The organism is Gardnerella phocaeensis (assembly GCF_048545075.1).
Lineage (GTDB): Bacteria > Actinomycetota > Actinomycetes > Actinomycetales > Bifidobacteriaceae > Bifidobacterium > Bifidobacterium vaginale_J.
On record NZ_JBKQXS010000001.1, the window covers coordinates 136597 to 162464 of the forward strand.

Annotated in this window: 26 protein-coding genes; 14 read left to right on the forward strand and 12 right to left on the reverse strand. The window is 42.3% G+C overall.

Annotation, left to right across the window (positions count from 1 at the left end; genetic code table 11):
* Window positions 1–80: 80 nt before the first annotated feature.
* The 6 genes from ACJV2T_RS00570 (at window position 81) to ACJV2T_RS00595 (ending at window position 6326) form a co-directional block, all read left to right on the forward strand.
* The gene (locus tag ACJV2T_RS00570) at window positions 81–737 is read left to right on the forward strand and encodes an iron transporter (RefSeq protein ID WP_419398847.1); all 657 of its coding nucleotides are present in this window, start codon (window positions 81–83) and stop codon (window positions 735–737) included.
* Between the two features lie 72 nt (window positions 738–809).
* Window positions 810–2081 carry a Fe-S-containing protein gene (locus ACJV2T_RS00575; protein ID WP_419398848.1) on the forward strand — a complete coding sequence of 424 codons (1272 nt, stop codon included), beginning with the start codon at window positions 810–812 and terminating at the stop codon, window positions 2079–2081.
* Window positions 2082–2093: 12 nt separating this feature from the next.
* Window positions 2094–3428, forward strand: coding sequence for an ABC transporter permease (locus tag ACJV2T_RS00580; protein WP_419398849.1), 1335 nt, complete (start codon window positions 2094–2096; stop codon window positions 3426–3428).
* Window positions 3418–4773: an ABC transporter permease gene (locus ACJV2T_RS00585; RefSeq protein WP_419398850.1), complete on the forward strand. Its 1356-nt coding sequence runs from the start codon at window positions 3418–3420 to the stop codon at window positions 4771–4773. The genes ACJV2T_RS00580 and ACJV2T_RS00585 overlap by 11 nt, the downstream gene beginning before the upstream one ends.
* Window positions 4774–4836: 63 nt before the next feature.
* Complete coding sequence (locus tag ACJV2T_RS00590) at window positions 4837–5682, forward strand: ABC transporter ATP-binding protein (RefSeq protein ID WP_419398851.1); 846 nt, start codon at window positions 4837–4839, stop codon at window positions 5680–5682.
* A 44-nt stretch (window positions 5683–5726) separates the two neighbouring features.
* Window positions 5727–6326 carry an FMN-binding protein gene (locus ACJV2T_RS00595; protein WP_415687480.1) on the forward strand — a complete coding sequence of 200 codons (600 nt, stop codon included), beginning with the start codon at window positions 5727–5729 and terminating at the stop codon, window positions 6324–6326.
* 12 nt (window positions 6327–6338) lie between these two features.
* Here the strand turns inward: ACJV2T_RS00595 and ACJV2T_RS00600 are convergent, their stop codons facing one another.
* Window positions 6339–6575 (reverse strand): hypothetical protein, encoded by a 237-nt coding sequence (locus ACJV2T_RS00600; protein WP_419398852.1) that lies wholly within the window; start codon window positions 6573–6575, stop codon window positions 6339–6341.
* 236 nt (window positions 6576–6811) lie between these two features.
* On the opposite strand from ACJV2T_RS00600, the gene ACJV2T_RS00605 reads away from it, so the two are divergent.
* Window positions 6812–7162, forward strand: coding sequence for a hypothetical protein (locus tag ACJV2T_RS00605; protein WP_419398853.1), 351 nt, complete (start codon window positions 6812–6814; stop codon window positions 7160–7162).
* A gap of 4 nt (window positions 7163–7166) precedes the next feature.
* On the opposite strand, the gene ACJV2T_RS00610 is transcribed toward ACJV2T_RS00605, so the two are convergent.
* Entirely contained in the window at window positions 7167–7685 is a 519-nt protein-coding gene (locus ACJV2T_RS00610; protein WP_415683228.1) for a hypothetical protein, read from the reverse strand.
* Between the two features lie 192 nt (window positions 7686–7877).
* On the opposite strand from ACJV2T_RS00610, the gene ACJV2T_RS00615 reads away from it, so the two are divergent.
* A complete protein-coding gene (locus tag ACJV2T_RS00615) occupies window positions 7878–8618 on the forward strand; it encodes a response regulator transcription factor (RefSeq protein ID WP_419398854.1) in 741 nt (246 codons plus the stop codon).
* Window positions 8612–9835, forward strand: coding sequence for a histidine kinase (locus tag ACJV2T_RS00620; protein ID WP_419398855.1), 1224 nt, complete (start codon window positions 8612–8614; stop codon window positions 9833–9835). The genes ACJV2T_RS00615 and ACJV2T_RS00620 overlap by 7 nt, the downstream gene beginning before the upstream one ends.
* Before the next feature lie 72 nt (window positions 9836–9907).
* On the opposite strand, the gene ACJV2T_RS00625 is transcribed toward ACJV2T_RS00620, so the two are convergent.
* Complete coding sequence (locus ACJV2T_RS00625; protein ID WP_004114268.1) at window positions 9908–10195, reverse strand: addiction module antidote protein; 288 nt, start codon at window positions 10193–10195, stop codon at window positions 9908–9910.
* Window positions 10189–10500, reverse strand: a complete 312-nt coding sequence (locus ACJV2T_RS00630; protein WP_415683231.1) for a type II toxin-antitoxin system RelE/ParE family toxin — start codon at window positions 10498–10500, stop codon at window positions 10189–10191. The genes ACJV2T_RS00625 and ACJV2T_RS00630 overlap by 7 nt, the downstream gene beginning before the upstream one ends.
* A 265-nt stretch (window positions 10501–10765) precedes the next feature.
* Between ACJV2T_RS00630 and ACJV2T_RS00635 the strand changes: the two genes are divergently transcribed.
* The 4 genes from ACJV2T_RS00635 to ACJV2T_RS00650 all read left to right on the forward strand — a co-directional run bounded on the left by ACJV2T_RS00635 (window position 10766) and on the right by ACJV2T_RS00650 (window position 14929).
* Window positions 10766–11227, forward strand: coding sequence for a hypothetical protein (locus ACJV2T_RS00635; RefSeq protein WP_415683232.1), 462 nt, complete (start codon window positions 10766–10768; stop codon window positions 11225–11227).
* Window positions 11228–11261: 34 nt separating this feature from the next.
* Window positions 11262–11915 (forward strand): LuxR C-terminal-related transcriptional regulator, encoded by a 654-nt coding sequence (locus ACJV2T_RS00640; protein ID WP_419398856.1) that lies wholly within the window; start codon window positions 11262–11264, stop codon window positions 11913–11915.
* A 34-nt stretch (window positions 11916–11949) separates the two neighbouring features.
* The gene (locus ACJV2T_RS00645; protein ID WP_415687469.1) at window positions 11950–13122 is read left to right on the forward strand and encodes a sensor histidine kinase; all 1173 of its coding nucleotides are present in this window, start codon (window positions 11950–11952) and stop codon (window positions 13120–13122) included.
* Between the two features lie 355 nt (window positions 13123–13477).
* Window positions 13478–14929, forward strand: coding sequence for an ATP-binding protein (locus ACJV2T_RS00650; protein ID WP_419398857.1), 1452 nt, complete (start codon window positions 13478–13480; stop codon window positions 14927–14929).
* Window positions 14930–15179: 250 nt separating this feature from the next.
* On the opposite strand, the gene ACJV2T_RS00655 is transcribed toward ACJV2T_RS00650, so the two are convergent.
* From ACJV2T_RS00655 to nrdH, 5 genes are all read right to left on the reverse strand, one after another.
* Window positions 15180–15773, reverse strand: coding sequence for a hypothetical protein (locus ACJV2T_RS00655; RefSeq protein ID WP_415683236.1), 594 nt, complete (start codon window positions 15771–15773; stop codon window positions 15180–15182).
* Window positions 15774–16124: 351 nt separating this feature from the next.
* A complete protein-coding gene (nrdF, locus tag ACJV2T_RS00660) occupies window positions 16125–17204 on the reverse strand; it encodes a class 1b ribonucleoside-diphosphate reductase subunit beta (protein ID WP_012913780.1) in 1080 nt (359 codons plus the stop codon).
* Between the two features lie 95 nt (window positions 17205–17299).
* Window positions 17300–19537 carry a class 1b ribonucleoside-diphosphate reductase subunit alpha gene (gene nrdE, locus ACJV2T_RS00665; protein ID WP_419398858.1) on the reverse strand — a complete coding sequence of 746 codons (2238 nt, stop codon included), beginning with the start codon at window positions 19535–19537 and terminating at the stop codon, window positions 17300–17302.
* Between the two features lie 94 nt (window positions 19538–19631).
* On the reverse strand, window positions 19632–20141 hold the full coding sequence (gene nrdI, locus ACJV2T_RS00670) for a class Ib ribonucleoside-diphosphate reductase assembly flavoprotein NrdI (protein WP_419398859.1): 510 nt from the start codon (window positions 20139–20141) through the stop codon (window positions 19632–19634).
* Window positions 20142–20144: 3 nt separating this feature from the next.
* Window positions 20145–20405, reverse strand: coding sequence for a glutaredoxin-like protein NrdH (gene nrdH / locus ACJV2T_RS00675; RefSeq protein WP_119527179.1), 261 nt, complete (start codon window positions 20403–20405; stop codon window positions 20145–20147).
* Window positions 20406–20831: 426 nt separating this feature from the next.
* On the opposite strand from nrdH, the gene gndA reads away from it, so the two are divergent.
* Window positions 20832–22286: an NADP-dependent phosphogluconate dehydrogenase gene (gndA, locus tag ACJV2T_RS00680; RefSeq protein ID WP_101885857.1), complete on the forward strand. Its 1455-nt coding sequence runs from the start codon at window positions 20832–20834 to the stop codon at window positions 22284–22286.
* 98 nt (window positions 22287–22384) lie between these two features.
* On the opposite strand, the gene pgl is transcribed toward gndA, so the two are convergent.
* From pgl to zwf, 3 genes are all read right to left on the reverse strand, one after another.
* Entirely contained in the window at window positions 22385–23209 is an 825-nt protein-coding gene (gene pgl, locus ACJV2T_RS00685; RefSeq protein WP_419398860.1) for a 6-phosphogluconolactonase, read from the reverse strand.
* Between the two features lie 78 nt (window positions 23210–23287).
* Complete coding sequence (locus tag ACJV2T_RS00690) at window positions 23288–24229, reverse strand: glucose-6-phosphate dehydrogenase assembly protein OpcA (protein ID WP_419398861.1); 942 nt, start codon at window positions 24227–24229, stop codon at window positions 23288–23290.
* On the reverse strand, window positions 24226–25806 hold the full coding sequence (gene zwf, locus ACJV2T_RS00695; RefSeq protein ID WP_419398862.1) for a glucose-6-phosphate dehydrogenase: 1581 nt from the start codon (window positions 25804–25806) through the stop codon (window positions 24226–24228). Before zwf ends, ACJV2T_RS00690 begins: the two co-directional genes overlap by 4 nt.
* Between the last annotated feature and the right edge of the window lie 62 nt (window positions 25807–25868).

The window sequence follows — 25868 nt, forward strand, 5'->3', positions numbered from 1 at the left end:
ACCAACTAGTAAATAATTAATAAACAACCAATAACAACAATTAAATAAAAATAACTAACAACAAACACAGAAGGTTAGATATGAAGAATAATAAAATGATGGCAATTGCAGCTTTGGCTCTTGCTGGACTGCTTGCTCTTGCTGGCTGCGGTTCTAATGGCAATTCAGCTAAGACTGATGCTAAGTCACAAGCAACCGAGCAGAAGGCTGACGACAAGGCTGATGACAAGGCTGATGACAAGGGCGGCGATAAGGGCTTTGAGGAGGTTCCAGTTGGTCCTCACCAAGATCAGAACATTGGACCTCTTACTATTGGTGCCGTATACTTCCAGCCAGTTGATATGCTCCCAGCCGGCATGGGTTTGAAGGCAAGCGAGGCTAGCTTCCACCTTGAAGCCGATATTCACGCAAACAAGGAAGGCGCCAAGCTTGGCTACGGTAAAGGCGAGTTCATTCCAGATTTGACTGTGAATTATGAGATTGTCGATACGGCAAGCGGTGAATCCGTTGGCAAGGGTACTTTCATGCAGATGAATGCTTCCGACGGTCCTCACTACGGTGCAAACGTTAAGCTTGACAAAGCTGGAAAATACAAGCTCTTGCTTTCTATTGAATCCCCAGAAAAGAAGGGTTGGATGCTTCACGTCGATCCTGCTACCGGCGTAACCGGTCGCTTCTGGACTGAGCCAATTAAGGCAACCTTCGACGATTGGAAGTACACTCCTCGTCAGTGGTAGTGATAGCTAGTTAATAATTAGCGATTAATTAATAATTTTAGTAAATAATAAGTAATAGCAAAGGAGGGAGTTATGCTCAGACTGTTTGTGGCAGTTATGCCTGGGCTGCTCCCTCTTGCGCTACTCACAATGGGATTAAGCACATCGCTTACTGTTGGCGAGGGGCGAGATAAGCCTCTAAGTGCACGTTGGAGATTGTATGGGCTGTCTGCAGGCACAGTTGCAGCTCTTATTTTTGCTATACTTCGCGCATCTGTAGTAATTAATCAGCGAAACTTTATTAATATGCCGGCTTTGTGCATTGCAGTTCCGCTTGATATTGCTGCAATTATTGTGGTTATTTTTTCACGCAAAATAGTAAGAAATTGGCGTAATTGCCCGCTTTTAATGCACATAAGTAACGTGATTGGCGCATGTTGCTTAGCGTTTACTGTGTTTTATGCTTTGCCAGATGTTATTTTGCAGCTTACTATTTTCGTAGATTCAAGCACTCCGCCTTTTACATCAGACATGTTGCTTCGCGCGCTGGGTTTTGTACTTGGCGTTATTGCTGCTATTTGCTTAAGCCTTATGGTTCGTTCTTTGCGCACTACATCTAACGCGATTTCTTTCAAAATTGCTGTAGTTTTAAGCATGATTATTTTGCTAGTGCAGCACATAACTTCACTTTTGCAGATTATGCAAGGAAGCATTCTGCTTTATATGGATGACTTTTCTTTCAGCGTGCTTGTTTGGCTAATTAATAACGCTCCGTTAATGATTATGGCGCAAATTAGCGTGTTTATGATTCCTGCTGCTGTATCCGTAATAATCGGCTTTAAAACGGCTGTAGTTGGTGAAAATGCTGCAGAAATTCGCACGAAGCGAGCGTTTAAAAGGAAATCTCGAAAGTCTGCGCTCGCAGCTCTTTTGGCTGCTATCACAGTAATACTTACGCTTACTGTAGGCGTATCTATTATGAATATTAAACCAACTCTTACGCCTCCAGAACCGTATGAATTGCACGATGGCGTTGCGACTATTAATTACGTTCAAGTTTCAGATGGTCATTTGCATCGCTTCCAATACAAAGCAAAAGACGGCACTGTTATGCGCTTTATAATCATTAAAAAGAATGGTGGAGCGTATGGCGTTGGCTTGGATGCTTGCGAAAACTGTGGAGATGCAGGCTACTATGAAAAAGACGGTAAGATTATTTGCCGTAAGTGCGACGTAGCAATTAATTTGGCAACTATCGGTTTTAAAGGTGGTTGCAATCCGATTCCGTTCCCGTATAAGGCTGGGCATGGCAAAATCACAATTCATACTGCTGATTTAGACGTGCTCAGTTCGCATTTTAAGTAAGGGAGAGTTGCTATGTTTATGATGCGCATGGTTGCTCGATCTCTTGTGCGGCAATTGAAGAAGCGTGTGTTAATTGCGCTCGTAGTGTGCTTAAGCGCGTGCGTTAGCGTGTCAATGCTTAGCGTTGTGTACGACGTTGGAGACAAGATTAACGCAGAGCTCAGCTCGTACGGTTCAAATATTGTGGTTCAGCCAAAATCAAGCGCTGTTGTAAATGATTTGTATGCTTCTCGCGAGCAGATTGATACTAATAGTTCTGGGAGTTTAAAGGCTGCGGAAAGCCACGAGTCTACTGCTTTTTTGAAGGAATCAGACGCTGCAAAAATAAAAATGATTTTCTGGGCGTTTAATATCACTAATTTTGCGCCGAAAATAAAAGTTCACGCAAATCTTGAAGTGAAATCTTCTGGCGATTTGGTAGTGCCTATTATTGGAACTTGGTTTAATCGTAAACTTGCGCTCGCTTCCGGGGAGACAACAGTTGTTGGTGTTAGAGGTTTGCGTTCTTGGTGGAAGATTAATGCAGGTCGTTGGGCAAAAGATAATAAATCTGAAGCAATGGTAGGTGCGCAGCTAGCTGAGCGTTTGCAGTTAAAAATTGGTCAGCATTTGCGTTTGATTCGTGACGGGCGCGAGGTTTCGTTGCGCTTGGTTGGCGTATACGATTCTGGCGACGACGACAATAACGCAATCTACGCAAGTTCTAGCGATGCTCAAAGCCTTGCAAATAAGCAGAATAAGGTTGATTCGATTGAAGTAAAGGCTCTTACTACTCCTGAAAATGATTTAGCGCGAAAGGCTGCTAAAAATCCGGCAGCTCTCAGCCAGGAAGAGTGGGAAACTTGGTATTGCACAGCTTACCCGAGTTCGATTACTTACCAAATTGAGGAGGTAATTCCTGGAGCTGTTGCAAAGCAGGTTCGTCAAGTTGCAGCGTTGCAGGGTAACGTATTAAATAAGACGCGCGCTGTTATGGTTTTGATGACTGCGTTGAGTTTAATTGCTGCAGCTGTTGCTGTGGCGAATCTTATGGCTGCTTCAATTTCTGAGCGTTCTGGCGAGCTTGCTTTACTCAAGGCGTTAGGTGCGCGTGATGGTGCTGTTGCTCGTCTTATGCTTATGGAAACTGCGGTTATTGCGTTTGGTGGAGCGTTACTAGGCATGGCTTTGGGATTTGCAGTGGCGCAGATTATTGGTTTCACAGTGTTCGGCTCTGCGATTTTGTTCCGACCGATGGTATTTGTTCTGGTGTTCGTGCTGCTTGCGTTGACTGTGCTTGCGGCTGCAGGCTCGTCGATTCGTTCGATTTTGAGTGTGCGTCCTGCGGAGGTGCTTCATGGCAGGTAAATCTTATATGACTTCCAACAATTCTATGTTTATAACCATGCTGTTTAGCGCGGTATTTCGTCGAAAATCGCGTGCTCTAATGGCTGTTATTGCAACGCTTGTTGGTGCTGCTACGCTGTTTTGTTTAGCTGCAATCTGCCTTGTTGTACCTCAACAGATGAGCGATGAAATGCGCGCGTATGGAGCGAATATTATCGTAACTCCAATTGAGGGCGAGTGGAAAAACGGTATTGATCGCGCAATGGTTTTGCACACAAACGATATGGTTCTTGCAAAAGGTGCTATGCGATCTGCTACATATCGTTACGAAAACGTGCGTATTAATGCAGCTCCGTATGTTTTAGCAGGAATAGATGTTCGTTCAGTAAAGTCGCTTAATAAGCATTGGAATGTAGACGGCTCTTGGCCTAGCAGTGGCAATGTTATGGTTGGGCGAGATGTAGCTCTTGCGATGGGCTTAAAAATAGGCTCTCGTATTGCGATTGCGTATAGATCTTCGGATAATACTGCCGGCTCGCATAAACCAGCGGAGAAGTCTGCAAATCAGTCTGCAAGTGAATCTGCAAATAAGTCTACAAATCAGTCTGCAGATAAGCCAGCAGAGAATCAAGCGCAAAATTCTGCTGCAAATTCTTCAGATCAGTCTGCGCAAAAATCTTCTCAACAAAAGCTCGTTGAAGGCAGAGTCTCAACGGATATTATGGATACTCACGGTACAACTTTCCGCGTTTGTGGCATTTTGGACACAGGCGGTGCAGAGGATTCTATGCTATATGCGCTAAACGCAGATGTAAATTCTCTTACGGGAGTTAAGCGTGGTGCGGATGTTATTGCTTACTCGTCTTCTGCACCTAGCGTTGATGCGGTTGTTAGAAGCATTAACGATATGACTTCTATGCGTGTGCGCGCTCAGCAAGTTACTAAAGTTACTGCTGCTGACACTGGTATTATTACTATGCTTCGCAGCCTGTTCTGCATTGTATCGCTAGTTGTTTTGGTACTGATGATGGTTGGTGTGAGCACTACGATTTCTTCGATCGTGCAGCAGCGTCGAAATGAAATTGGTTTGCGCAAAGCTTTGGGTGCGAGCGCACGGAGTATTGGCGTGGAGTTTACTGCTGAAGCTGGATTATATGGCTTCATTGGCGGTATTGCTGGTACTGCGGTAGGGTATGTGTTTGCTCGTTTGCTTGCTGCAATGGTGTTCTCGAGAGATTTGGGTGTGAACTGGTGGCTAGTCGTGTTCTCTATTGTATTTAGCGTTGCTGCGTCTTGCGTTGCTGCGTTGCCGCCTGTTTTGCGCGCTTCAAAAATTGACCCTGCGATTGTGCTTCGAGAAGAATAGTTTTAATCGTAAATTTAGAGATTGTTTAAGATTTGAGTTAAGGATTTGAGTTAAGGATTTAATATGACAGAGAATATAGAAAATAAGTTGGAAAGCACGGAGTCTAATCCAAAAATGCTGTTGACTTTGGATCATATTTCCAAGATTTACGGCTCTCTACGCGCGGTTGACGATTTGTCGCTTACTGTGCCAGAAGGCGAGTGGCTTTCAATCGTTGGCTCCAGTGGCTCTGGTAAAACCACGCTAATGAACATTATTGGCTGCATGGATTCGCCATCTAAGGGTTCCGTGTCTTTGCAAGGACGCAAACTTGAGGATTTGAACGCGGGTCAACTTGCTGACGTTCGTAAAAACGTAATCGGTTTAGTTTTTCAAAAGTTTTATCTTGTTCCGCATTTAACGGCAGTTGAAAACGTGATGGTTGCGCAATACTATCATTCTGTTGTTGACGAAGCTCAAGCGATGGATGCTTTGGATCGTGTGGGTTTGAAGGATCGTGCTCACCATTTACCAAGCCAGCTTTCTGGCGGCGAGCAGCAGCGTGTGTGCGTTGCTCGTGCGCTTATCAACTGCCCTAAGTTGCTTCTTGCGGATGAGCCGACTGGTAATTTGGACGAAAAAAATGAGCAGATTGTGCTCGACTTGTTTAAGCAGCTGCACAAGCAAGGCACGACGATTATTGTTGTAACTCACGATTCTTTGGTAGCTCAGTGCGCGGATCGCGAAATTATGCTCAACCACGGTGTACTTGTTGGTGAGCGTTGGAATAACGAGGATGCTCGCAAAGCATACGAGGCGATTGGCGGCAAGCCTGCGTTTACGAGTGCGCATATTGATGAAAGCGTTGCAGAGGCTTTGCAAGACCATGAGCCTACTAAGTCTCCTAAATTAGTGAATTTAGATGATTAGTTGCGTGGGTTTTAAAATATACAAGATTTGAGGGCGATGATTTTATGATTTCAGATAATATGTTTCACGATGTTTCACGCGACGATTTGAAATCCAAAAAAGTTACGAAAACCGTTGCTGCGCTTGCGATTGTAGCTGCGTCGTCTGCTATGTTTTCTGCTTGCGGCGAGCCGAGTGCTGTGCCGATGAATGACGAGTTTGCAGGAAACTCTGGTCAAAGCGCGGATGATGGCGGTAATCCTTCAGGCAAGTACGATGCTGGTGCTCAGCAATCTAAGTCTTCTGCGCAAAGTGAGGATTCTGGGGATTCTAAAAACCAATCTAAAACTGATACTGGCAATTACAAAGATGGTGACTATAAAGTCAAAGCTACGTATGGTCCGGTTGCAGAAGACAGTTTCGATGTGCGCTTAAGCGTTGCAAATGGGAATATTAGCGATGTGCAAATGACGCCTCATCCGTTTACGCCGATTTCAAGAGGTCATATGGATGCATTCTCAAAGGCTATTCCAGGAAAAATCGTTGGAAAGCCGTTGAAAGATTTGCATATTTCGGTTGTTGCTGGAGCAAGTTGGACTAGCGACGCATTCAATAAAGCTCTTGACGTTGCTCGCCAAGAGGCTTCAATTCAATCCGCAAAATAATCTACAACCACCTTAATCCTTGACTTCAAGAATAGTGCCTTCGTCGCGAATCATCGTTGCTGCCATAGCTCCGGTTGCTGCCATAAATGGAATAATCGCATTACTGTATTCGTCCATGAACTGTGCAAAATCATGATTCCAAGAAATAATCGCAACGTACAAAAGAAGGAACTCAACTGCTGTAAATACTGCCCACTTAAGAATCCAAATAAGCGTTTTTTTAATAAGTTTTATAGAATCCTTGCTCATGAGTTGTTTCCCTTCCAATTTGCTGTTTTGTTTGTGAGCATTGTAGCTAATTCGCGTACATTGCTTCTCGTTCGTATGTATTTTGTATTTCTAGTATAAATATTGCAATTCTTTGCAACAATATGATGTACTCAAAACTCAGTACTCAAGATTGCGCGGAAAATGTTTGTAATTAGACTTAAAGCAACGCACAAATGTGTTGCGCAAATACGTTACAAATACAAGGAGATACAAACATGAACAGCGCAAATATGGGTAGTGTAAGCAGTGATTTTGGTATAAACTCTTGGCTGCCAGAAGATAACGTAAACAAAATAGGAAACGCTAGTGAAAATAGCATTAATCAAATTCAAAATCAGGAAGATAAACTTTCGGAAAATAGTAGCGAAGAGCTTTCACAAGATGAAATTGATGAATTAGCTAAGCAATTAGAAGAATTCTTTACAAAATATATTGTGCTAGAAAATGGCTCTTTTGTTGTAAAAGAAGACGCCATTATTGCAGACGGTTATGGAGATCGCATAGAAGATTTTCGCAAAGCTGCAAAAGGATTTAACGTTGTAATAGAAAAGCAAAATAAGCATTAATTCTTTAAAAATCGCTTTGATCCGTAGGGTGACCTTGTGGGCGCTTTATTACTCGCCACAAAATCACTAGTGCTAAGACGCCATTTGCAATTCCGTAGTAATAAAGCCAAGGAACGTGAATAAGCCCACAAATAAAGCATGTAATAATATTTGTTAAATTATTTGAGTAATTGCTAAGTATTTGCTTATTTTGCAATTCGACTTTTTTGCGTTCTTGCGTAAGAGCCATGCTTTCTTTGTTGCTGTCTATGCTCTTAACGTCACTACTTATATCGCTAGAGTTAGTGCTATCGAGTTCTGCAGTATTATTTGCTTCATTTGCATTAGTTGCGTTACTTGTGTTTTTTCCTTCAAGAACACTTTTTCGCAAGAAAAAATATGCATAAGAATACAATGCAACAGAAAGAAGTCCTAGAACAAGCCACAAAACGAAAAAGCCAAAGCTACGCATAAAAGCAGCTGTTGAGGCAAGCGCCATCGCAGCTACTTCTGCGGAGTGCAATACTACTAATCGTTTTGTCATATAATCCTGCTGCAATCATTATTAAAGATGAATTTTAACGCAACTAAAAGTCACATATTGTTACTTATTATAAGCACATATGATTTACGCGCAGTACTTGTAATCATTTCTTACTACACAATTTGCCCTACTTTGCGCGCGTTTATAAAGTAGAATATAAGAAAAGTAGCGTGTGATTGCAAGAAAGCCATTATGCCAAAAACGTATGCAATAGTAGATAACGACCAACTAGTTTTAGCGGTTATGCGAAACGTGCTCAGCAAGCTTTTGCCGAGTGAGTACGCGTGCAAATGGTGCGTAAAATCAGGCGTGCAAGCTTTGAAATATTGCCAAGTAGCAAAAACAACCCCAGATTATATTTTGATAGATATGTCAATGAAAGACATGTCTGGAGTAGACGTAATACGCGCAATTCGCGAGAAAAACAATAACATTATTTTAATTGGTATGACTTCTTACGATTGTAGATCCTACGCTTCTATGGTTGCGCAAGTTGGTGGGCAGGCAATGGTTGCTAAAGACAATTTCAAAGGACTAGCAGAAGCTTTGCAATATTGCGATAATCAAAATGTGTATGGCTGCCGTTGCGTTAAAGATGTTGCTTACGATTTTGCTACTCCGCAAGAATCTTTTATTAGGCTTTCTAAATCAAGGTCGCGCAGCGTTTTGCCGCCGCAAGAGCTAAAAATCATGGAACTGCTTGCTAAAGGCTACACGACGAATCAGATTGCGGCTCAACTTGGTCTTATGCCAAACACTGTAAACACGCATATTCATAGGATTTACAAAAAATTGCATGTTTCTAATCGCGTACAAGCAATATCCGCATTTGCTGCAATGCAAAATCGTGAGCAAACTAGCAATATGCAATATGCTTATAATTTGCCGCAAAATCATCCGAATATTTTGCAAGAAACGGATAGCGCATGTTAATGAAAACATTTTCGCGCGTTATTGAGTTGGTTAAAAGCTGGAAAATTCAGCGAACTTTATTCATAATATTGGCGATTCTTGTAGTGTCAATGGATGTGCAATTTTGCCATACAGCTGGGTTGTGGAATAATCCATTACAATCTGCGTGTCAATACGTTTGGATGTTTGCAATATTTCTTTTGATTGCTTTTCCGCGTCAAATATCACTCGTAACTCCGATTTTGTATTGCGTAACGTTAGCAGTACCAGGCGTAAATGCAACTTGCGTGCTTTTTTCGTTGATTGCTAGCATGTTTGTTGCAGGCTTTTACGATTCGTGGAAGTATTTGCTTTGTGTGTACATAGTTTCGCTGAATATTATGTACTTTGCAAAAATGGCGTATATTCCGTTTACTTTTCCTTGTTTTATTCTTATTTCTATGATTTGCGGTTACGCTTTGCGCAAGTATTTGAACATGTTGGAAGAAAATAATCGCGCAAAAATGAATATTGTACGAAGCAAGTTCCAGTCTTATATTGCGTCTGTTGCGTTGCAATTGCACGACGATGTGAACAATGAGATTACTGATATTACGTTGCTTGCAACGGATGCTTTATATGCTGAGAACAATGAACATACAAAAGAATCGTTAGAGCAGATTATTGAACATTCGCGTAATGCACTTTCCAAAGCGAGACTTGTTATCAGCCTGCTTGAGCAAGCTGAGCATAAGTATGATGATTCTTTAGATTCAAATATTGCCAGCACGCAGTTCGTTTATGGTTCTAATAGCAATGATCGCATGAATTTGACTGATTTTTTATGCAATATTCGTGCGCGTTTACAGGCTGAACGGCAAATTTGTGAGCAGCTTGGGTACTATGGCTCTGTAATAGTGGTTGATAAAAGTTCGGGGAGTGGTGATTTTACTGCATCTGCAACTGTTAGTACTGAAAAGGCTCAATGTGCGATTAGCATGTGCAGCGAGTTGCTTACTAATATTCGCAAGCATTGCAATACTAGCGTTGATTTTTCTATGAATGTTACGGTTGATGAGCGCGAATGCAAAATAATGTGCATGAATTCGATTTCGACGTTGAATAAGTTTGGCGAAAGGCTTGTTTTTGGCAAAGGGCTGCTGTTTCACAAAAAATCTGTGGAATGTTTAGGTGGATCTTTAAGCGCGCAAAAAGATGATGACACTTGGCTGGTCAATGTTGTTATTCCGCTAAACTAGCAGCGCTCAAATCATGCGTTATCGTGGCAAAAATTGCAAATCTAGCAAAAACTGCCATGATAACTGCGTGCGTCACACATTTGCTGGTTCTATTGCAATACGTCCACCTAACGCTTGAACAACCTTCGCAATAGTTTGAAAACTAGGATTGCCGTCTCGTCTTAGGCTTTTGTAAAGGCTTTCCCTTCCAACCTCAGCTTTTTGAGCAATCTCTTTCATGCCTCGAGCTTTTGCAATATCGCCTATAGCAGCTTGCAGCAAGCGAGGATCGTTAAGTTCTGCTGCGGCATTGAGATATGCAATAACATCATCATCGTTCTCAAGATACTCACTCGCATCCCATTTACTTATATTTACCATTTTTTCTCCTCAATTAATTGTGAGAGAAGTATCTTCGCTTGCTTAATATCTTTACTTTGACTACTTTTATCTCCACCAGCAAGTAATAGCATTAGTTTTGAGCCTTTTTGTGCAAAATACACACGATACCCTGGTCCAAAAGTGAAACGCAGTTCACTAATACCATTGCAAACTGTATGTAAATCACCTACTGGCTTGCCTGCAATTTCACATAATCTCAGCCTCGCGTTAATTCGAGCTTTAGATTGCGTATCGCGAAGTTTTTTCATCCAATTGCGATACTCATCTGTTTTAAGTATCTCCATAAAAGTATTTTATCCTGCAGGATACAATTTTGCAATTTTTGCCACGACAACTCCATAAGTGCGCCTCTATTTAAAAATAGTTCCAAAACGGAAATATTCTTAAATGTTGATTGTTGAGAACGTACAAACTGCTAATAGTAAAAGTTTTTTAAAAGTTTTCTAAAAGCACTATCGTTAAAAATAAGTACGCCTATTTGTGTAGATAAAATTTGAACGTTAGTATGTTGGTAATTCACAAAACAAGAATCACAAGGAGGTGCTTATTATGACTAATCCTTTGCGCGGCATACGAGAAGAAGATATCGTCAAGTACTTTAAAGAGCATAATCTTTCGATTGATAAAACGTATGTATTTACAATGAAATACAACCCTTGGTGGAAAGATTTAATCAAACTATTTTTATTACCTAAATTATTCTATGTAGCGCAAAGCGTTGATGCGCGTATTGTCGCTGCCACTAATAATGAGTTTATTGTTGTTAATCCGAATGCCATTTTAGGCTCGGGTAATCTAGCTAAATTAGACGATAAGCATCTTCGTCGCATTCCGTGGAATCAACTCACTAATTTTGAAGTTATAAATAAGCCAACAACTCAAATAATTCGCTTTACTGTTAATGGTAAAACCGAAGAATGGAGTGTGCCAACGGAAAGTGCTAGCGTATGGCACTTTAATGTGTACAATCTTGATAATTTGAGAAAAACAATACAATCGCACATCTCTTGATAAGCGTATTCCAAAACAAGATACCATATATTGTATGAACACTACTTACGCAATTGTTGATAATGACACGCTTGTATTGCGATATATGCAACTTCTTTTAAAAAGTCGTTTGCCTGAAAACTTTGTTTGTTCATGGATGTGTTCTTCTGCAAAACAAGCTATTCATCGTTGCGTTACAGAAAATACTCCTGACGTACTTTTAGTAGATATGTCAATGAGAGAAATGAGTGGCGTTGATGTGATTAAGGCAATTCGCGAGCGCAATAGCAATATTGTTTTAATTGGCATTACTTCCTACATGCTGGATGAATACGTATTGCAAGTTGCTAAGTCGGGTGGTCAAGCGTTAGTGCATAAAGACAATGTAGCAGACGTAGTTGCAGCCATCCAATCGCGCGCAACAAGCTACGGTTGCCCAGAATTGCCACAATATATTGACTATTTTCACACTCCGCAAGAATCATTTAATATGATTTCTCAACTTCCGAAGGCTTCAGTTTTGTCTCCTCAAGAATCGGAAATTATGCGCTTGTGCAAACAGGGGTATTCTACGAAAGAGATTGCCGATCAGCTTAATGTGAAAGTTTCAACAGTAAACACGCATTTACGTCGTATTTATGGAAAACTTCAAGTACGAAGTCGTATGCAGGCGCTTGTCGCGCTCGCAAAATATTCGCATGACATATAACGTATAAGAAATTAACGCGTAAAAGTAGGTAGTTATGAAATTATTAACGCGTATGATCAATTTTTTGCCGCATGATGCCTGGCAGAAAATTGGAATTGGTGTGATCATAAGTTGTACTTTGCTTCTTGAAATTTGTTCCTATAATAATCTTCATTACTACTCTAATTGGCATGCCATTACGGTTGAAATAGTATGGATTGTAATCTGCTTATGTATTGCAATATGGCCTCGTAAAGCATCTTTTATTGTACTTATTTGGATGCCGTTGGTAATTATTGCGCCCAATATCAACTACTCATCTATGATGCTTACCATATTGATTTGTTTGGCAATTGCTGTAATTACTCAACCTTGGTACACCGTGCTTTCTTCTTGCGGAGTATCTTCATGGTTCTTTATTATCTGCGATTTTCAAAACGCTTATGTGTTAGCGTGGTGGCTTCTTATTACTCTTATTTCTAGCGCAATCGTAAAATACTATATTTCTACTATTCACCAACAACAGGAACAGTTATTTGCGCAGCGTTACAATGTTTTTCAAAAATATGCCACTATTGCAGCAATTCGCATGCACGATGAAGTAACTAATGAGCTTTCCAGCATTATGATGATGGCTCAACAATCTATTGAACCTCAAACAACTCATGAACAAGAGCATGAAAATTCGCAAGAGATTCTTCAACGTGCTACTACAACTGTTCATAGAGCACGTAATATCATTTCTCTTCTTGACAATGCTACAACTGCAAGCACTGGCGATGTTATGCAATCGACTACATGTTATAAAGATTTTTGCACAGGATTACGCGTTTTATTTGATGGTGAACAAAAGTCATTTGAAAAGCTTGGCTATATTGGTTCCATTGACTTTAGTATTGATTTAACTGCTGAAGATTCGAGATCAGCGCATTTGCCTTTTGAAGAATGTGCTCAAATTGAGTATATTTGCCGAGAACTTCTTGCGAACGTAAAAAAGCATGCTGCAAGGCCTAAAGAATACGCCATGAATGTAATGCTTAATGACCATGAATGTCATATTACGTGTATAAATAGTGCGCAACGAGGTATTCTTGCTAACTTGCAATTAGGATATGGACTGCGTTTTCATAAGATGCTTGCGGAACGCGTTGGTGGAACTTTTAAAGTTATTGAAGATGGCGATTCGTGGATTATTAATGTACATGTTCCGCTTCATGCAGAGAAATAGCCATTGCGCAAGATGCTTATTGTGCTTTCTTGCGCTTCAATCGAGTACTTGGACGCTTTTCGACCGAGTATTTGGACGCGTCTGCTGCGCAGCAGATGCAAGTAGGCGGTTAATTTGCAATACAGAATGCTGTTTCGTTGTTATGTTATACAAAGTTATCATGGCAGTTTTTGCGAATTTTGCAATTTCTGCCACGATAACGCGCGGTTGCGTTGAATATATTGCAAAATAATATAATTTAGATTATTATAATTACGATTATAATAATCGCGATTATATTAGATAGAGCGCAGATTCAGCAGCTATAAGATGCGCTGAAAAATATTGCAATTATTAGCGTAGCGGCAGGTGGAATATGGTTTTTGTTGGCAGACAAGACGAGTTACAAGTACTGGAAAAACTGTATGAAAACAGCAAACACTCGTTCCAGATGGCAATAGTTTATGGTCGAAGACGAGTAGGAAAAACTTCGCTTATTTCACAATTTTGTAAAAATAAGCGCGCAATACTTTTTACTGCTCGCGAACAAACCAATATCGAGAATTTGCGTGATTTCTCGCGAACTGTGTACGACTTCTTCAATCTACCAGCAACTACAGGATCGTTTAATAATTGGAACGACGCTCTTGATTTTGTTGCGCAACAATCTAACAACGCAAATCAAAGCGCTTCTCAATCTCCACTTATTCTAGTTTTTGACGAATTTCCTTACGCAGCTCAAGCAGATAAATCCCTAGCGTCAACATTCCAAGTCGCAATAGATCATAAATTTAAGAACACGAACATGACTCTTATTTTGTGCGGCAGCAACGAAGGATTCATGGAAAGTGAAGTGCTTGGCAAAAAGAGTCCACTTTACGGAAGACGTACCGCACAGATTCGCTTGCAACCATTTAATCTTTTTGAAGCATCTGAGCTTATGCCAAATAATGCTACTTGGGAAGATAAAATCAACTATTTTGCATCCCTTGGAGGAACACCATACTATATTGAACAGTTAGATAATAACTCTTCGTTTGCGGAAAATCTTGAGCAGCTATGCTTTAATATTTCGGGAATTTTGTACGCTGAACCAGACATGCTTATGCGCCAGGAATTGCGCGATCCTTCAACGTACAATAGTGTGCTCAATGCTCTTGCAACGGGATGCAACACTCCAACTTTAATATCGGATCGTATTGGATTGCCGGCTACATCGGTGAACGTGTATTTGAAAACATTAGAAGGCCTTGGATTAATTGAAAGAAATATTCCATTCGGTATGAATCCACTTCATTGCAAAAAAGGATTATGGCAGATTTGCGACCCATTTTTTGCGTATTGGTATAGGTTTGTAGCACCTAATAAAGGATTGATCGAACGCGGACTTTCGCACGCTGCCGCAAGTAGTGTTCTTGGTGGCGAACATGAAGTATTTAGTACTTTTGTAGGTCAACAGTTTGAGAAAATGTGCGAGCAGTGGATTGTGCTCCAATGCAAAATTGGCAGAATGGACTTTTTGCCAACTACGTTAGGTAAATGGTGGGGTGCTGATCCTATTGCTCGTGAACAAACTGATATCGATATTGTTGCGCAAGACGATATTAACAAACAGCTTCTTATTGCAGAATGTAAGTGGCGTAATAATCTTAACGAAGCTGAAGCAGTGAGCAAGTTGTTGCAGCGAGCAACTTTAGTTGAGAATGCAAAAAATCGCGATTATAAGAAAATATTTATGCTTTTTACAAAGTATCCAACTTCTTACAATCCTCGTCATGCTAAAACAAGCATCAACTTTGTTGACGCGCAAACAATGTTTTTTAACTGATTACGGGACAATAGTTACGAGACTATATTGCGCAGCAATAATCACAAGTTATCGTGGCAGAAATTGCAAAATTAGCAAAAACTGCCACGATAACTCGTATAACATAGCGACTGTGCAATTAAAGTTGCGCAATACAGTCGCGTAATCAATTAAAAAAATATTGCCTGCTCATCAACCTAGTCGATGCACAGGCAATATTTTCAAAACAACAAAATGGCAAATAATCTAAATTATGTTGCTAAACCATTTACTATTTTGCTACGTCAAAAACTACTATACGTTGACCGCCATAAGTTCTGGCATCAAGACAAGTTTGGACAAAGTAAGCAGATTTAGGGAATTGCTTAATATACTCTTTGAATAGGTTTGACAATTTATCAGAGCTGCCGTTACCTTCAAAGTTTTTATAATCCGTAACTTTATAATCTTTGCCGTTTAATTTGACTGGTGTGCCCTTTTGAAGTTTCCTTAATAAAGCTCCTGAAGTGGTTAAACGGTCGGCGACCATATAATGACCGGTATTAACTTGGAACCATTTGTCATTAGGCGTCCAGTGATAAAAAGAATCTTTCACCTGAGACAAACTTTTAGGGTAAGCTTCCCAAATAACAGATTTGGTTTCGCCTAGAGCCTCAAAAGTTCCTTTTTCGCCTTCTACAAAAGCCTCAGGAACTTTCTTTTCTGAAGGTTTTTTGATTGATTTTGAATGTTCTTTAGTTGACTGACGGGTTATTTTCGTAGACGCTGTATTGTTTGCTTTTGTGTTACCGCAGGCTGCTAGTCCTACTAACGAGCTGAATAGCACTACAAGACAAAGTAATTTTTTATAAGTCATTTTCCCCATACTTGTCCTTCTTTCTTCATACAGACGTGACTAATAGCTGCTAGGCGCACTTATCAATTTGGATTCCAAACTTGAACGCCAGCTCAGTTCAGCCCAAAAGTTTTTGGCTTAAACGTTAGGATGAGTGATAGCCACTGCTGATTTTTGCATAAAGGGATTAACAAAACCAGTTCATCTCACATAGTGTACCATAAGTGTGGAGGTAGTCTGTGCTACTTTCTAATTTTTCAGTTTTTGTGTATGCGATATTTTGGTTTAATAATTAACTTATATAAATTAAATTGGTTAACTAATTAAATCTAATTAGTTAACCAATCAAACTGCTAAATAGTCAAACAGTAGGCTATACGACTAGAAATCCCAATCATCGTCGTCAGTTTCAACGGACTTGCCCATAATGTAGCTGGAGCCAGAACCGGAGAAGAAGTCGTGATTTTCGTCGGCAGCAGGAGAAAGAGCCGCAAGAATTTCTGGGCTTACGTGAGTTTCTTCTTCGCTGTACTTAGCAGGATAGCCAAGATTCATCAAAGCTTTGTTAGCGTTGTAGCGCACGAAGTCAAAAACGTCATCGTGGAAGTCAAATCCTTCGTAAATCTGACCAGAATACTCAACTTCCAAATCGTACAAAGTATCGAGCAAGTTCATAGTGAACTTTTCAAGATTCTTCTTATCGTTCTCGCTTCTAAGCTCCAAACCGCGCTGGAACTTGTAGCCAGAATAATAGCCATGAATTGCTTTATCGCGCAAAATCAAACGAATCATATCTGCAGTGTTCATCATCTTGCCGCGAGAAGCAAAGTAAAGCGGAAGGTAGAAGCCCGCGTAAAGAAGCAACGAAGAAAGCATAGTTGCTGCAATCTTGCGCTTAAGTGGATCTTCACTCTCATACTCGCAAAGCACAGTGGTGACGCGCTGCTGCAAAACGTCGTTTCCAACAGCCCAACGGTAAGCCTCATCAATTTCCTCGCTAGAGCAAAGAGTGGAGAAAATAGAGGAGTAGGAACGAGCGTGAATCGACTGCATAAAAGCAATATTCGTGTAAATAGCCTGCTCGTGCTCAGTGCGAGCGTGCTCAATCTGGCAAAGCTCGCCAATAGTTGCCTGGCTGGTATCAAGCAAAGTCAAGCCTGTAAAAACGCGAGTAGTGGTTTTGCGCTCAAGGTCGGTGAGGGAACGCCAAGAAGGAATATCGTTGCTCAGTGGAACCTTTTCTGGAAGCCAGAAGTTAGCAATAAGGCGATTCCAAACGTCCAAATCCTTGTCGTCAACAATATTGTTCCAATTAACTGGGCGCACGCGCGATCCGTGATGGTAGCGGTACTGAGATGGTGTGATAGAAGCTGCCATCATAGCGTCATCTGCGATTACGCGATTTGTGCCGAAAGGCTTATCGAGGCTACTTCTAAGCTCGGTTGGGCTGAGTTCTGTCATAATTACTCCTGATCTTGTGTTTACGTTTTATAAAATTTTTAAGTTTTGATTTAATCTTTAAAGATTTACGTCGCTGCGATTTTTAGCGCTGTTATTTACAGCGTGCAGCTTACGCAACCCTCGATTTCTGTACCTTCCAAAGCCTTCTGGCGAATACGAATGTAGTAAAGAGTCTTAATGCCCTTACGCCACGCGTAAATCTGAGCTTTGTTCAAATCGCGAGTAGTAGTAGTGTCTGGGAAGAACAAAGTAAGCGACAATCCTTGATCCACATGCTGAGTTGCTTCAGCATAAGTATCAATAATTGCCTTCCAACCAATCTCGTAAGCATCCTTAAAGTACTGCATATTGTCATTCGTCATGTAAGCGGCAGGGTAGTAGACGCGACCGACCTTGCCCTCTTTACGAATCTCAATGCGAGAAGCAATTGGGTGAATCGAGCTCGTGGAATGGTTGATGTAAGAGATTGAGCCAGTTGGAGGAACAGCTTGCAAATACTCGTTGTAAATGCCATCGCGCAAAATCTCGTCGCGAAGTTGTTCCCAGTCAGAAACGGTTGGAATTGCAACATTAAAACGAGCAAACAAATCGCGAACCGCTTGAGTGCGAGGCTCAAGAGAACGACTTCCATCAGTATATTTATCGAAGTAGTTGCCTTTGCCTGCAGGCTTAGCGTAAGCGCTAGTCTTAAAGCTTGCAAAAGCGTGGCCGCGCTCTACAGCCAAAGCGTGAGAAGCTTTATAAGCGTGGTAAGCAACAGTCATAAAGTACATGTCTGTAAAGTCAAGAGCTTCTTCGCTTCCGTACTGCATATGCTCGCGAGCAAGGAAACCGTGCAAATTCATTTGACCCAAGCCAATAGCATGACCTTCTTCGTTTCCGCGACGAATCGAAGGAACGGAATCAATAGAAGTATGCTCCGAAACAGAAGTGAGAGCGCGCACAGCCAAATCAACGCTTGCACCCAAGTCGCCGTCCATTGCCTTAGCGATATTAAGAGAGCCAAGATTGCAAGAAATATCGCGACCAACGTGGCTATAAGACAAGTCGGCATTATAAGTACTTGCTTCTTGAGTTTGCAAAATCTCGGAGCACAAGTTGCTCATAGTAATGCGACCCTCAATAGGATTCGTGCGATTCACAGTATCCTCAAACAAAATGTAAGGATAGCCGGATTCAAACTGAATTTCTGCAATCGTCATAAAGAATTCGCGAGCGTCGATGTACTTCTTGTGAATGCGAGGATTTGCAACCATCTCATCGTAATGCTCAGTAACAGAAATATCTGCAAAAGGCTTACCATACTCGCGCTCAACGTCGTAAGGGCTAAACAAAGCCATCTTTTCCTTGCGCTTAGCAAGCTCAAAAGTAATATCTGGAATCACAACGCCCAAAGAAAGCGACTTAATACGAATCTTTTCGTCAGCATTCTCGCGCTTAGTGTCGAGGAAACGCATAATATCTGGGTGGTGAGCGCTAATATACACGGCACCAGCACCCTGACGAGCACCAAGCTGATTAGCGTAAGAGAATGAATCTTCCAAAAGCTTCATAACAGGCACAACGCCACTCGACTGATTTTCAATGCGCTTAATTGGAGCCCCAAGCTCGCGCAAATTCGTAAGAAGCAGAGCCACGCCGCCGCCACGCTTAGAAAGTTGCAAAGCAGAATTAATTCCACGCGCAATAGACTCCATGTTATCTTCCAGGCGCACGAGGAAGCAGCTTACAGCCTCGCCGCGCTGTGCTTTACCAAGATTCAAGAACGTTGGTGTAGCTGGTTGGAAGCGACCTGCAAGCATCTCGTCCAAATAGTTGAGCGCTGCTTTTTCGTCGCCGTCTGCGAGTTCCAAAGCGACTGCAGCTGCGCGCTGAGCGAAGTTTTCCAAATACTGCTTGCCGTCGAAAGTCTTCAAAGCGTAAGAAGTGTAGAACTTAAAAGCACCCAAGAATGTGCCAAAAGTGTGGTGAGCGGCTTGCGCGTGCTCGTAGAATTTATCGAGGAACTCGTCGCTGTACTTTCCGAATACGTTGCCGTTGTAGTAATAGTTGTCAATCAGATAGTTCAAGCGCTCGCGAGTGGAAGCAAACTTCATGCTGTGCTCTTGCACGTAACCCGAAACGTAAAGCTTTTCTGCTTCCCTGTCTTTATCAAACTGAATGCCCTTTTCTGGGTCGAAAAGACCAAGCATAGCGTTAAGAACGTGGTAGTCGCGGCTGTTGCGAATGCGCTCCGCAGTTGTGCTGGCAGTTGCGCTGGCTGTTGCGCTTGCAGAATCAGTGTGATCAAGATTAAGCGAAGTAGATTCGCTCATCGGATCCGTGCTATTCATGGGGTTTGTTCCTTTCTTCATGCGTTATTTTTGCTTTTTCAAACGCTTTTTGTTTTGTTTCTTTTACTTGTTTTGTTTATCTTGTTTATTTCGTTTATTTCACTTGTTCTGTTTCTTCTGTTTCTTTGAGTTGTTTTAAAAATCTCGGTATGCCCTGCGCTACTTTTTCTATATCTTCTTGAGTTCCCGTGAGCTCAAACGAGTACATATTTGGGATTCCGCACTTTCCTGCAATTTGACCGCCTGCAGCGCAATATGCTTCTCCAAAATTCGTATTTCCGGAAGAAATTACTCCGCGAATAAACGAACGATTTTCGCGATTATTTAAGAATTTGCGAACTTGCATCGGTATTGCTTTTGCAATATTTCCACCGCCGTAAGTTGGAACAATCAAAACATACGGTTCGCGCACGTTTAATTCCGGTTCTTTAGGGCGAAGTGGTATGCGATATACGTTCACGTTATTGCTTGGAAAATCGCAATTTTGCACAAATCTTAACGTGTTTTCGGAAACTGAGGAAAAGTAGACTACAGCTCCGATTGATTCGCCTTGTGCGCGTGATTCAGGCTCGCTTGGTTTTGTGATGCTTTCTTGTTCACACATTTCTTATGCTTCTTTTGCTGTCTCTGCGGAAGTTCCGAGTTTATCTGCAATTTGCGCAATTAAATCTGGACGGTACCCACTCCAGGATGCGTCGGGAGCAATGACTACTGGAGCTTGACGGTATCCTGCATTTCTTAACTGTTCGAGTGATTCAGGGCTTTTTGACAAGTCTACAGTTTCGAAGTTCACGCCAAGTTTTGTGAACTGTCGCTTAGTTGCATCACACTGTGGGCAATGAGGTTTAGTAAACACTGTGATAGTCATTTCAATCTCCTCTGGTGATGGGGAATTTTGCAATTCCGTGTTGTATCGACAAAAGCCAAGTAGTTAGCTTACTCCGAATAAGCACTATTTATAGTGGTGTGTCGATTGTGTAAACACTATATATAGTTATTATTTAAAATAGCTAAAAATAGCGTGTTCGTAAGCGTGTCGTGTTTTATGAAGTGAATATGAGCTTAGTTTTAACGATTAAAAATGTAATTTATTTCACAAAATTTATATTTGAAACTGCTTAGCTTGCATATTGTTAAGCCTTGTGCATATCCGCCTATAAAATTATTAAGTGCGTTTCTTGAAGGGGCGTAACGCAAAATAAAAAATTGTGCATTTTGTAGATAATGCAGATTGCTTGGGTGCGCAAAGCATGCGTGCAAATAACAAAACAAGTACAAGATAAGAGGTGTCATTATGACTCAAGCTCAGGCAAATATTGGTGTTGTTGGTTTGGCTGCCATGGGTTCGAATTTAGCGCGTAATCTTGCGCATCATGGAAATACAGTAGCTGTTTATAACCGTCATTATTCGCGCACTGAAACTTTAATGAATGAGCATGGCAGTGAAGGTGCTTTCGTGCCTTCAAAAACTGTTGAAGAATTTGTGGCTTCTCTAAAGCGTCCGCGCACCGCAATAATTATGGTAAAAGCTGGTGCTCCTACGGATGCTGTGATTGAAGAACTTGCGAACGCTATGGAGCCTGGAGATATTATCGTCGACGGCGGAAACTCTTATTTTGAAGATACGATTCGCAGAGAGCGTGACATTCGCGCGCGCGGTCTTCATTACGTTGGTTGCGGTGTTTCTGGCGGCGAAGAAGGTGCTTTGCGTGGTCCTTCGATGATGCCTGGTGGCACTGAGGAATCTTGGAAGACTCTTGGTCCTATTTTGAAGTCTATTGCGGCTGTTGCTGAAGGTGAGCCTTGCGTAACGCATATCGGTACCGACGGTGCTGGCCACTTTGTGAAGATGGTTCACAATGGCATCGAGTACTCGGATATGCAGCTTATTGCCGAAAGCTACGATTTAATGCTTCGCGGCTTGGGCATGAAGTCCGACGAAATTGCGGATGTGTTTAGCGAGTGGAATAAGGGCGAACTTGATTCTTATTTGATTGAGATTACTGCTGATGTGCTTCGTCAGAAGGATGCTAAGACTGGTAAGCCTTTGGTTGAAATGATGGTGGATCATGCTGGCATGAAGGGTACTGGTACTTGGACTGTGCAGTCTGCTCTTTCGCTTGGAATACCGGTTACGGGTATTGCTGAAGCTGTGTTTGCGCGCGGTCTTTCAAGCCAAGTTGCATTGCGTGAAGCTGCTGAAAGCCAGGGTTTGACTGGCCCGGACGTGCATTTTGATTTGAACGATGCTGAGCGTAAGGCGTTTATTGAGGATATTCGTCAAGCTTTGTACGCTTCTAAGATTGTTTCTTATGCTCAGGGATTCGACGAGATTGCGGCTGCTGCAATTGAGCATGATTGGAAGATTGACCAGGCTGCGGTTGCTCGCATTTGGCGAGGCGGCTGCATTATTCGTGCTCAGTTCTTGAACCGCGTTTCCGAGGCGTTTGAGTCTGGTGAAGCAAGTGTTTCTCTGCTTTTTGCACCGTACTTTAAGGATGCAATTGAAAAGTCTCAAGCTGCTTGGCGTCGTGTTATTGCGCGTGCAGTTGAGCATGGCGTGCCTGTTCCAGCATTCTCTAGCTTGCTTGCATACTACGATGGCTTGCGTTCAAAGCGTTTGCCGGCTTCGCTTATTCAAGCTCAGCGCGATTTCTTCGGTGCGCACACTTACGGTCGCATTGACGAGCCAGGCGTATTCCACACTTTGTGGGCAGATCCTAATCGCCCAGAAGTAAAGCAAGATTAAAAAATAATATTTAGAGATAACAGACCTTTGCATTATTATGCAGGGGTCTGTTATTTATTGTTCTGAATATTATGCATGTTGCTAGAAAGCTATGAAAGCTACTTAATAGCAGCTTGCAAAGTTTCTGCGGTTGTTAACCAAGAGATTTCGTCTGTGCCGTTTGCAAAAGACGCAGGATATTCAGGATTATTAGCTTCAGAAAGTGAATTCATTAAAGCAGCACCCTTTTCTGCTCCGGCAGTCAAGAACCAAGTGCGGTGGCTGTGAGCCAGCACAGGGACTGTAAGAGACAATCGCATTGGAGGAAGCTTAGGGGAGTGGTTTACTCCAACAACAATGTGCTCGCGATTGTTGACATGCGGCAATCCTGGGAAAAGCGAAGCCATATGAGCATCCGGACCCATACCGAGGATTGCTAAATCAAACACAGGCTCTTTACCAAGTATGCTCACAATTTCTTCCTCATAGTCGCGTGCTGCAGCATCTAAAATTGCATCATTTTCAGCGTCGCTGGCTGTTGCAATTTCCTCAGCACTACGCTCGTCTGCAGGCATTTCGTGAATATGAGATTCTGCCAAAGCCTTGTTAGAAGTAAGTAAGTTAAGAAACACTTTGCGAGCCTTGCGTGCGTTGCGATCCTCGCTATCGTAAGCTACGAAACGCTCATCTGCCCACCAAATATGCACTAAATTCCAGTTAATCGCCGGTAAAAGCGGATTGCTAGCAAGCATTTGGAACATGCGTATTGAATCTGTGCCACCAGTAAGAAGTAAATGGAATGGTTTATTGAGATTTTGCACATTATTTTGTGACTCCATAATAAGCGTTACTAGGCGTTGAGCTGCAACGGCTGCAAGCACATCGCGATTATCGTATCCGTAAATACTTGCGTTATGTGCAAAAGTAACTTCATTATTTGTCATAGTTGTTCCTTTTATGCAATTAAAAATGTTTCACACGCTGTTTCATACGTTGTTTCACAAGTTGTTTCACGTAATGTTTTACGCATTTTCTGCAGGATTATCTCTAACCAACTGCGCGTAAATTTCGTCAGGATCAATGCGTCGCAATTCTTCACTTAAGCAATCATCCAAAGTGCGAATAGGAAGCGCAATAGGTTGTGCAGCCTGTCCAGGCAAGCTAATCAAAGCTTGATCTCCGCCAGCAGGGCGAGTGAGTGACAATGTGCCATCTTCGCGTTCTAAAGTTACGGAAGTAATAGCTTGAGCTTCGGGATTTTCAACTATTTCTACAGGCACGTGCAAGCTACTCTTCAGCCAAGCTGCAAGTAAATGCAAAGACACGTAATGAGTAGGACCCACAACTTTCGCGCTAAGAATAGGCAAATGTGGAGGTTGATCGAGCATAGAAGCAAGTAAAGCGCGCCAAGGAGTTAAACGCGTCCAAGACAAATCTGCATCTTGCGGAGACCAGTTTTTGCGCAAGTTTTGCACAGTTTTAAGAGTATCGTCTGCTCGCTGTGCATCAGTAATTCTGCTACTTGCCATAGCTCCAAGCAAATCGTGAGCAGGATCTTCCGGAGCGTTTGTTGGCCACCATGCAACAACCGGCGCATCTGGCACAAGTAGTGGAATAACAAGAGTATCCGGATGACGAACTAAACCGTTGTGCGGATACAAAATAATAATTTCACCAGCTCCAGCATCTGCGCCAAAGCGCACTTGAGCATCGAGATTCGGCACAACCTCACCGCGCTCAGCAGCGTGCTCGCTAGACCAATCTCGAACCATTGCAATAACTCGGCAAGGATGCTCGCGGCTAGCTGTGTTTGCTGCATCAAGTGCATGCTCTAACTCTTTAAGAGTTGTATCAATAAGCAAAGTGAGCACTCGACCAGTAGCGGATTCGCCGCGCTCTTCGTGCAATTCGTCGATTTTTGCTGCAATTTTGCTTGTATTAGTATCAGGAAGGTTGATAATCATGGCAGCCTCCAATGACGATTATCTCGAGCAAGCATAGCATCTGCTTCTTCTGGACCCCACGTTCCAGCGCGATACGGTTGCGGTTGTGTGCCAAGCGAACTCCAGAATTCCTCAATAGGGTCAAGAATTTTCCAACTTAAATCTACTTCTTGCGTAGTTGGGAATAGCGGTGGTTCGCCAAGAAGTACGTCAAGAATCAAGCGCTCGTAAGCTTCAGGGGAACTTTCAGTAAAAGAGCGTCCGTAACTAAAGTCCATAGAAACGTCTCGAACTTCCATAGCAGTTCCGCCAGGAACTTTCGCACCAAAGCGCATAGTAACGCCCTCGTCTGGCTGCACTCGAATCACAATAGCGTTACTGCCAAGTTCGCGCACAGCAGTAGACTCAAACGGCAAATGCGGAGCGCGCTTAAAAATAACAGCAATTTCTGTAACGCGCTTGCCTAAACGTTTTCCGGTTCGCAAGTAGAACGGAACTCCAGCCCAACGGCGAGTATCAACGTCAAGTCGTACAGCAGCGTACGTTTCAGTAGTGCTTTTAGGGTTGATTCCTTGCTCTTCCAAGTATCCAACAGCTTTGTAAGAGCCTTGCCATCCTGCTGCATACTGTCCTCGAGCGGTATTGGCAGCCAAGTCTTGAGGTAGTCGGATTGCGGATAGAACTTTCGTTTTTTCAGCAGTCAAATCGCTAGCGCGGAAACTTACAGGCTCTTCCATAGCAGTAAGAGCCATAAGTTGAAGCAAATGGTTCTGAATCACGTCACGTGCAGCGCCGATTCCGTCGTAGTATCCGGCTCTTCCGCCAATGCCAATATCTTCAGCCATCGTAATTTGCACGTGATCGACGTAATTCGCGTTCCAAATCGGCTCATACATTGCGTTAGCAAAGCGGAAAGCAAGCAAATTTTGCACAGTTTCCTTGCCTAAATAATGGTCAATTCGGAACACAGAATTAGGATCAAAAACTTCAGAAACAACGCGATCCAACTCTCGTGCGCTCGCTAAATCGTGTCCAAAAGGCTTTTCAATAATTACGCGTCGCCAAGCATGTTCAGAAGAGTGCGAAAGACCTGATGCTGCAAGTTGTTGCGCAACAACCGGGAAGCTGGAAGGCGGAATAGACATGTAAAAAGCGTGATTTCCGCGAGTTCCACGATCCCTATCTAGCTCGTTTACTGTTTTGCTTAAACGCTCAAACGCGGACGCGTCGTCAAAAGTACCACGCACGAAACGTATGCCTTTAGCGAGATTAATCCAAGTTGACTCACGAAATGGCGTTCTGCAATGCTGCTCAATATTTTCGCGCACAAAGTTTACGAAATGCTCATCCGTCCAATCGCGTCTTGCAAAACCAGTTAAACCAAATCCTGGAGGCAAAAGACCGCGATTAGCTAAATCATATACTGCTGGCATAAGTTTTTTGCGTGCTAAATCGCCAGTAATGCCAAAAATTACTAGGCTGCACGGGCCTGCAATACGAGCTAAACGCAAATCACGCGGATCGCGCAAAGGATTCGTCCAAGTAGATACGCTTTCCCCAGCGTCTTGCGAATCATGTAGTGTCCTCAACTCAGTCATAAATACTATCGTAATATTTCGTAGCTATTTTCACCACGCAAAACGCAATTTATTACGCTTAA

Excerpts from the sequence above, each read along its gene's own strand:
- ACJV2T_RS00580 (WP_419398849.1), top strand. The coding sequence starts at position 2,094 with ATGTTTATGATGCGCATGGTTGCTCGATCTCTTGTGCGGCAATTGAAG.
- nrdE (WP_419398858.1), bottom strand. The coding sequence starts at position 19,537 with ATGAATAGCACGGATCCGATGAGCGAATCTACTTCGCTTAATCTTGAT.
- zwf (WP_419398862.1), bottom strand. The coding sequence starts at position 25,806 with ATGACTGAGTTGAGGACACTACATGATTCGCAAGACGCTGGGGAAAGC.
- ACJV2T_RS00645 (WP_415687469.1), top strand. The coding sequence starts at position 11,950 with ATGAAATTATTAACGCGTATGATCAATTTTTTGCCGCATGATGCCTGG.
- ACJV2T_RS00585 (WP_419398850.1), top strand. The coding sequence starts at position 3,418 with ATGGCAGGTAAATCTTATATGACTTCCAACAATTCTATGTTTATAACC.
- ACJV2T_RS00640 (WP_419398856.1), top strand. The coding sequence starts at position 11,262 with ATGAACACTACTTACGCAATTGTTGATAATGACACGCTTGTATTGCGA.
- nrdH (WP_119527179.1), bottom strand. The coding sequence starts at position 20,405 with ATGACTATCACAGTGTTTACTAAACCTCATTGCCCACAGTGTGATGCA.
- ACJV2T_RS00600 (WP_419398852.1), bottom strand. The coding sequence starts at position 6,575 with ATGAGCAAGGATTCTATAAAACTTATTAAAAAAACGCTTATTTGGATT.
- ACJV2T_RS00635 (WP_415683232.1), top strand. The coding sequence starts at position 10,766 with ATGACTAATCCTTTGCGCGGCATACGAGAAGAAGATATCGTCAAGTAC.
- ACJV2T_RS00620 (WP_419398855.1), top strand. The coding sequence starts at position 8,612 with ATGTTAATGAAAACATTTTCGCGCGTTATTGAGTTGGTTAAAAGCTGG.
- ACJV2T_RS00630 (WP_415683231.1), bottom strand. The coding sequence starts at position 10,500 with ATGGAGATACTTAAAACAGATGAGTATCGCAATTGGATGAAAAAACTT.
- ACJV2T_RS00615 (WP_419398854.1), top strand. The coding sequence starts at position 7,878 with ATGCCAAAAACGTATGCAATAGTAGATAACGACCAACTAGTTTTAGCG.
- ACJV2T_RS00625 (WP_004114268.1), bottom strand. The coding sequence starts at position 10,195 with ATGGTAAATATAAGTAAATGGGATGCGAGTGAGTATCTTGAGAACGAT.
- ACJV2T_RS00590 (WP_419398851.1), top strand. The coding sequence starts at position 4,837 with ATGACAGAGAATATAGAAAATAAGTTGGAAAGCACGGAGTCTAATCCA.
- ACJV2T_RS00575 (WP_419398848.1), top strand. The coding sequence starts at position 810 with ATGCTCAGACTGTTTGTGGCAGTTATGCCTGGGCTGCTCCCTCTTGCG.
- pgl (WP_419398860.1), bottom strand. The coding sequence starts at position 23,209 with ATGACAAATAATGAAGTTACTTTTGCACATAACGCAAGTATTTACGGA.
- ACJV2T_RS00650 (WP_419398857.1), top strand. The coding sequence starts at position 13,478 with ATGGTTTTTGTTGGCAGACAAGACGAGTTACAAGTACTGGAAAAACTG.
- ACJV2T_RS00610 (WP_415683228.1), bottom strand. The coding sequence starts at position 7,685 with ATGACAAAACGATTAGTAGTATTGCACTCCGCAGAAGTAGCTGCGATG.
- ACJV2T_RS00605 (WP_419398853.1), top strand. The coding sequence starts at position 6,812 with ATGAACAGCGCAAATATGGGTAGTGTAAGCAGTGATTTTGGTATAAAC.
- gndA (WP_101885857.1), top strand. The coding sequence starts at position 20,832 with ATGACTCAAGCTCAGGCAAATATTGGTGTTGTTGGTTTGGCTGCCATG.
- nrdI (WP_419398859.1), bottom strand. The coding sequence starts at position 20,141 with ATGTGTGAACAAGAAAGCATCACAAAACCAAGCGAGCCTGAATCACGC.
- ACJV2T_RS00690 (WP_419398861.1), bottom strand. The coding sequence starts at position 24,229 with ATGATTATCAACCTTCCTGATACTAATACAAGCAAAATTGCAGCAAAA.
- ACJV2T_RS00570 (WP_419398847.1), top strand. The coding sequence starts at position 81 with ATGAAGAATAATAAAATGATGGCAATTGCAGCTTTGGCTCTTGCTGGA.
- ACJV2T_RS00655 (WP_415683236.1), bottom strand. The coding sequence starts at position 15,773 with ATGGGGAAAATGACTTATAAAAAATTACTTTGTCTTGTAGTGCTATTC.
- ACJV2T_RS00595 (WP_415687480.1), top strand. The coding sequence starts at position 5,727 with ATGATTTCAGATAATATGTTTCACGATGTTTCACGCGACGATTTGAAA.
- nrdF (WP_012913780.1), bottom strand. The coding sequence starts at position 17,204 with ATGACAGAACTCAGCCCAACCGAGCTTAGAAGTAGCCTCGATAAGCCT.